The organism is Streptomyces sp. NPDC107546 (genome assembly GCF_055639175.1).
The window spans coordinates 146,276-152,596 of record NZ_JBVKBA010000018.1 but is presented as its reverse complement, the minus strand read 5'-3'; the positions used below and the strand labels follow the sequence as shown (position 1 = coordinate 152,596).

Annotated in this window: 5 protein-coding genes; 1 reads left to right on the top strand and 4 read right to left on the bottom strand. The window is 72.0% G+C overall.

The genetic code is table 11. The annotated features are described in order from the left end of the window. Positions 1–362: 362 nt before the first annotated feature. The 4 genes from ACZ7L1_RS25470 to ACZ7L1_RS25455 all read right to left on the bottom strand — a co-directional run bounded on the left by ACZ7L1_RS25470 (position 363) and on the right by ACZ7L1_RS25455 (position 5,618). A complete protein-coding gene (locus ACZ7L1_RS25470) occupies positions 363–3,704 on the bottom strand; it encodes a choice-of-anchor D domain-containing protein (RefSeq protein WP_471440325.1) in 3,342 nt (1,113 codons plus the stop codon). 232 nt (positions 3,705–3,936) lie between these two features. Beyond that, positions 3,937–4,074 (bottom strand): HAD hydrolase-like protein, encoded by a 138-nt coding sequence (locus ACZ7L1_RS25465; RefSeq protein ID WP_471440324.1) that lies wholly within the window; start codon positions 4,072–4,074, stop codon positions 3,937–3,939. A gap of 56 nt (positions 4,075–4,130) precedes the next feature. Then, complete coding sequence (locus ACZ7L1_RS25460; protein ID WP_471440323.1) at positions 4,131–4,820, bottom strand: copper homeostasis protein CutC; 690 nt, start codon at positions 4,818–4,820, stop codon at positions 4,131–4,133. Positions 4,821–4,940: 120 nt separating this feature from the next. After that, positions 4,941–5,618 carry a maleylpyruvate isomerase family mycothiol-dependent enzyme gene (locus tag ACZ7L1_RS25455; protein WP_471440322.1) on the bottom strand — a complete coding sequence of 226 codons (678 nt, stop codon included), beginning with the start codon at positions 5,616–5,618 and terminating at the stop codon, positions 4,941–4,943. A 46-nt stretch (positions 5,619–5,664) separates the two neighbouring features. On the opposite strand from ACZ7L1_RS25455, the gene ACZ7L1_RS25450 reads away from it, so the two are divergent. Beyond that, positions 5,665–6,312: an HD domain-containing protein gene (locus ACZ7L1_RS25450; protein WP_471440321.1), complete on the top strand. Its 648-nt coding sequence runs from the start codon at positions 5,665–5,667 to the stop codon at positions 6,310–6,312. The last annotated feature ends 9 nt before the right edge of the window (positions 6,313–6,321 follow it).

Sequence of the window (6,321 nt, the reverse complement as noted above, 5' to 3'; positions counted from 1 at the left end):
CAACGTCGCCCGAACACGATTGACTTCATGTGCGTCCACACAGTCCTCATGCCCCTGAACACGGCACGCAGACAGACGTAACGGAGTCCTACTAGTGCTGTGGCCGGAAAGGTCTGCCGGAAAGCTCGCGGCGTCCGGTGCTGGGGGCACCTCCCACGCCCTTCAGGCAGTGGGGGAGCATCGCAAGGCGGAGCGTCGCCCGCGTACTGGTTGCACTCGGGCGGTGCGACAACGCGGCGAGGTGCCGTGCCGGGCGTCGCGAGCCGGTGAACCTTTCCGGCCACAGCACCAGGTGGCGCCACCACCGGATTCCCATAGGGGCAGGCGCGGCACCTCACGCGGTGCCGCGCCTCCGGCCTCGGTCAGATGAGCGAGTTGTAGATGTTCCAGCCGTAACCGATGAACGTGCGGGCCAGGAAAGGTGCCGAGGCGTTGCCGGTGCCGCGGTAGAGCCACAGGCCGCCCTGGCTGTCGCGGGCGACGAGATCCGCCTTGCCGTCCCCTGTCAGGTCAGCAGTGCCGATGATGGAGCTGTAGATGTTCCAGCCGTAACCGATCTGCTTCCGGGGCGCGAAAGGCGCGTTCGGGTTGCCCGTGCCCTGGTAGAGCCACAGGCCGCCCTTGCCGTCACGGGCGACGAGATCCGCCTTCGCGTCCCCCGTGAGGTCACCGGTCCCGACGATGGGGCTGTAGATGTTCCAGCCGAAGCCGATGGACGTGCGGGCCGCGAAGGGCGCCGAGGCGTTGCCGGTGCCCCGGTAGAGCCACAGGCCGCCCTTGCCGTCACGGGCGACGAGATCCGCCTTGCCGTCCCCGGTCACGTCACGGACGCCGACGATGGAGTTGAAGATGTTCCAGCCGGTGCCGACCTGCTTCCGGGGTGCGAAGGGCGCCTTCGGGTCGCCGGTGCCCTGGTAGGACCACAGCCTGCCGTTGCTGTCCCGGCCTACGGCGGTTCCGGTGCCGTCCGCCATCTCACCGCTGACACCGGTGATGAGGTTGTAGGTGTTCCAGCCGGTTCCGATGGCGGCCCGGGCGGCGAGTGCCCCGGAGGGCACACCGGTGCCGCGGTACTGCCACAGGGTGCCGGAGTAGTCCCGTGCCAGCACGGTGCCCAGCTGCGACGCGGGGGGGACACCGGTGCCGGTGAGCGGCTCCAGCTGTGCCCCCTGCCCGGCGTCGCCGGTGACCTCGTACGTGGCCGACTGGCTGCCGCTCACCGTCGGGGCGAAGGTGACCGTCTGTCGGACACTCTGCTCCGGACCGATGACCAGGCCCTCGGGGAGCGGGTCGGCACTGCTGAACACACCTGCCGGGGCCTTCGCCTTGGTGACGGTGACCGGGATGTTCCCGGTGTTGGTGACGGTGAAGGTCCGGGTGCTCGACGTGCCGCGGACCACCGCGCCGAACGAGAGGGTCGTCGGATTGAACACCAGGTGGCCCTGACCGCTGATCGCGCTGCCCTCGACCGGGAGGGTGAGCGGACCGCTGGTGCTGCCCAGGGTGATCGACGAGGAGTTCTGGCCGGTGGCCGTGGGCGCGTACCCGACCTGCAGGACGATCGAGCTCTGGGCCGGGATCACCGTCGGGTTCGCCGGGTCGGCGCTCGGCAGGCCGGCGGCCGTGAACGGTCCGTCGGGCGGGGTGACGGAGGCGATGGTCTCGGGGTCGGTGCCCGTGTTCGTCAGCTGGACGTTCGCGGTGGCCGTCGTTCCCGTCGGCTGGTTGTCGAAGGACACCGTGCCCGGGAACGCGGCCAGACCGGGCCTGGTGCCGACGCCGTGCAGGCTCAGTGCGAAACTGCCGGCGTCGGTGGCCACGGTGAGCGTTCCGCTCGCGCCCAGGACCGCGGTGGGCTTGAAGGAGACGGGTATATGCAGTTGCCCGCCCGCCGCGATCGCCGACGGCAGCGACGAGGTGTCCGCGGTGAACGGACCGTCGACCGTGACGCCCTTGATGCCGAGGGACTGGGACGGGTCCTGGTTCTCCGTCAGGACGACGTCGGTGCTCGCCGAGCCGCCCACCGGCACGAGCCCGAAGTCGACCGGGCCGCCCTTGAACGGGCTGCCCACCGGGTTGCCGAAGGCGTAGACCTTGCCCTCCCGGGTGCCGACGAAGACCTGCCCGCCGTCGGTGGCCGGGGTGGCGAACTTCGACGCGGTGCCGATCGGCGCGGACCAGACCAGCGGCAGGACGCCGTTCGCATCGGGAACCGGGTCGTACGCGCGCAGCTGCGCGTTGACGCCGGTCGACCCGCCCGACCAGACCACCCACACCAGGGCGCTGCCCGAGCGTGTCCCGTCGGAGGTCACCACGGGCGATCCGCTGGTGTAGGGGAAGGCGTCCTGACTGGACGCGGCAACGGTCAGCGCGGGGTCGCCCGAGCCCGTCACGCCTCGGTGCAGCGCCACCAGTGAGCCACCGTTGCCGACGCAGTAGACGAAACCGCCGTCACCGCCCCAGACCGCGGGGTGTCCCCACTGGCCCTTGAGCGGGCCGGTGGTTCCCACCACGTCGTCGGCCCCGCCGGCGCCCTGCGACCTCCCGCCGAGGTCGTCGCGGTCCAGCAGGAAGACCCGGCCGTCCTTGCCCTGCTGCACCATCAGATGCGGATGGGAGGCGGTGCCGAAGCTGTCCGGCAGGGCGACCGGCCCGCCGGAACCCAGGTCCTTGTCCTGCTGGTCCAGGGTCGGCGCGTTGGACGGGCTGAAGAAGTCGGCGGCCTTCAGACTCCGGTCGGCCCGCACCTGCAGCCGGACCACGGACTCCGCGAGAGTGCCGGGCGAGGCGCTGCCGGGGCCGGGCGCCGGGCTGACACCGTTGCCGGTGGCGAGGAAGATCCGGCCGGGACCGTCCGAGACGAGTCCCCCGCCGGCCTGCCAGATACCGGCCCCGCTGTTGCTGGCGCCGGTCTCCGTCGCCCACATCGAGGTCACCGAGGGGTTGGTGGTGCTGACGCCGACCACGTAGCCGCGATACGGCTTGGCGTCGCAGTGCCCGCCGAACGCCGCGTACACCACCCCGTCGAGCAGCAGCAGGCCCGAACGCTGCATCTGGTACGCGGGCAGGAAGGACTGGGTGGGGTCGTTGGACGGGGTGCCCTGGATCGTCACGGGGAAGCCGGACTTCTCCGCCCCGGTGACCGGGTCGAGCGCGTGCATGTACCAGTGCGGGCTCAGGGCGTTGGAACCGTCGTCGACCTTGGTGGTCAGATAGACGGCCCCATTGGCAGGGTCGTACACCGGCGTCGCGGTGCTGCCGATGCTCGGCACGAGATCCCCGCAGGTGAGGGTGGACGCGGGCCATGCGAGCCCGAAGCTGCGCTGCCACAGCACGGCTCCTGTGGCACGGTCGAGGCCGTAGGCCTTGTTGTTCTCGGTGACCGCCACCACTGTGCCGCCGATGACGATCGGCTGGGCGTATATCTGCCCGTCGAGCTGCGCGGGAGCCTTCCAAAGCTGCCCGAAGGAAGAGGAGCGGACGTCGGACGGGCCGAGGTTCGGTTCGCTTTGGTCCCAGCCGGTCCGGAGGGTGTCCACCGAGCCGGTCGTCTCGCTCGCCTGCGCCTGTGGGACGCCCAGCCCGATCAGGCCCGCGGTCACCGCGGCCGTCACGGCGAGCGCCAGGCCGCGCCGCCGGGTCTGTCTGCGTCTGGGTACGTGTCGGGTGGCACCCGCCACCACATCGCCTCGTGAAATCGCCAAGGAAACCCCCCTGAGTCCCCATCCGCGAAGGCCTCCCCAGGCCCTCCTCCCGCGCCACGGCGGCCTCCACGATCACGTGGGAGACCGCGGCGCACGGGCACAGTCCGCGCATCCAATCACAAACCGGCATCCGTGCCTACGGTTGTGGATTTTTCCACGCCCTCATGAGCGCCCTGCCCCTGGGCATGGCGGCGGCGGGCGGAGCTTCACCGGCAGCTCGGTGTCCCTGAAGTCAGAGAGCACCGTCTCCGCCCCCGCATCCCGCATCCCGCAACGCAGCCTCGTCACTGGGACCCGACGCCACCGCGATCACCCGCACGACGTTGGCGTGTGCGCCCTCCACGTCGGCCGGCGTGTCACCGATGAGCACCGCTTCAGGCGCTGACGCCTCCGCACGTTCGAGTAAGAGTCGTACGAGCACGGGCCCTAACCGTCGAGCGCCTCGCGCCAGACGCGGACCGCCTCCGCCGACACCGGTGTCGTCCAGCCGTCCGTGCGGGCCGCCGCGCCGATGTGGAAGGCGTCGACGCCCGCCGCGCGCAGCCGCGGGACGTGGTCCAGGCGGAGGCCGCCGCCGGCCATGAGGCGCTGGGTGTAGCCGGGCTCGCCGCGCCGGGCGGCCTCGGCGACGAGGGTGGGCAGGCCGTCGTCCACGCCGTCCGGCGAGCCCGCCGTGAGGTAGGTGTCCAGGCCGGGCACCTCGGCGAGCTGCTTGCGCAGGGCGTCGCGGTCCGCGGCGCGGTCGATCGCGCGGTGGAAGGTCCAGCGGCAGCCGTCCAGCTCCCCGGCCAGCCGCTCCACGGCGTCGAGGTCGGGTCCGCCGTCCTCGCCGAGGAACCCGAGCACGAACTCCTCCGCGCCGACGGCACGCAGCTCCCGTGCGGCCCGTACGAGCGCCTCGACGTCACCGGCCGCGAACCCGTCCCCGAGGCGGAGCATCACGCGCAGGGGGATGTCGACGGCGGCGTGGATCCCGGCGAAGGCCGCGACGGGCGGGGTGAGCCCGTCGGAGCCCATGTCGGTGACCAGCTCGAGGCGGTCCGCGCCTCCGGCCTGGGCGGCGACCGCGTCCTCGACGTCGAGGGCGATCACCTCCAGGACTGCACGCGTGCTCATACGACCCCTTCCGTCGGTGTTCCCCTGGAGCGGCTACAGGTCTAGTCCAATCCCAGGGTACGACGACGGGGGGCGGGCGGCGACAGGGCGCCGGCCGCCGCCTCGGACGTACGGCCGTCCTCAGCCGAAGAGGTTCAGCTCCCTCTCCTCGACCCCCGCGAGCTCGTACCACGCCCCGGCAAGCGGGCGGCCGGAGTAGAGCCGCACCAGCGTGGACGCCTCGCCGATGAACCGGGCGGGCGGGTGCTCCCCGTTCGCGTCGCCCAGGAGCAGGGGCTCGTCGAGGTCGTCGAGGTCCGCGTGGAGCGGGACGTGCCCCTTCTCCCGGGAGACGCGGGCGAGCAGGGTCAGCGCGTACGCCAGCCCGTCGCCGGCGTACGCCCCCGGCTCCCCGAACGCCTCCCGCACGTCCCCGCCGTGCACCCACTCCCCGAGCGCGACCATGTCGAGCACCCCGCCCGCCTTCGCGATCGCTGCGCCCGCCTCGGTCATGCCGCGCTCCAGTTCGTCGACGACCTGGGCGTTGGTCCAGTCGGCGCGCTCGGCGATGTCGCGGTCGTTCGACTCGGGGCTGAACACCCCCTTCTCGAAGCGGCTCTCCACCACCCGCGTCAGGGCGGCCGAACAGTGCGCGAGGACGTGCCGCACGGTCCAGCCCGGACACGCGGCCGTCGGCCGCGCGAAGTCCGCGTCCGGACGGGAGCGCAGCAGCGGGATCAGCGCGTCGCGCTCCGTGGTCAGCAGCAGGCCGGGCAGTTCGGGGTCTCGTACGTCGTCGTGCAGGTCTGCATTCGTCATGCGCCCCACGCTAGGTGCCCACCGGCGAACAGGGGAGAATGCCCCCATGACCGACCTCGACGCGTTGTGTGAGAGCTGGCGGCGCACCCTGCTCGCGGTGCGGGGCGGTGCGGAGCGGCCCGATCCCGCGCCCTACGCCGACGACCTGCTGCGCCGCTGGTCGGAGCCACAGCGCCGGTACCACACGGTGGAGCACCTGGCGGCGGTCCTCGACCGTGTCGACGTCCTTGAGGAGTACGCGGACGACCCGGACGCGGTGCGCCTCGCGGCCTGGTTCCACGACGCGGTGTACCTGCCGGAGCGGTCGGAGAACGAGGAGCGCTCGGCGCGTCTGGCCGAGCGCGCGCTGCCGGAGGCGGGGGTGTCCGGGGAGAGGACCACCGAGGTCGCCCGTCTGGTGCGCCTCACCGTCACCCACGACCCCGCCGACGACGACCGCAACGGCCAGGTCCTGTGCGACGCGGACCTCGCGATCCTCGCCTCGCCCCCGTCGGCGTACGCCGCCTACACCGCGGCCGTCCGCGAGGAGTACCACTTCGTGCCCAGCGAGGCTTTCCGCGAGGGCCGCGCGGCCGTTCTGCGCCAACTCCTCGACCTGTCACGGCTGTTCCGCACCCCGTACGGGCGGGAGAAGTGGGAGGCGACGGCCCGCTACAACATCACCTCCGAGCTGGAAATGCTGTCGCTCCGTTGAGCGCCCGGC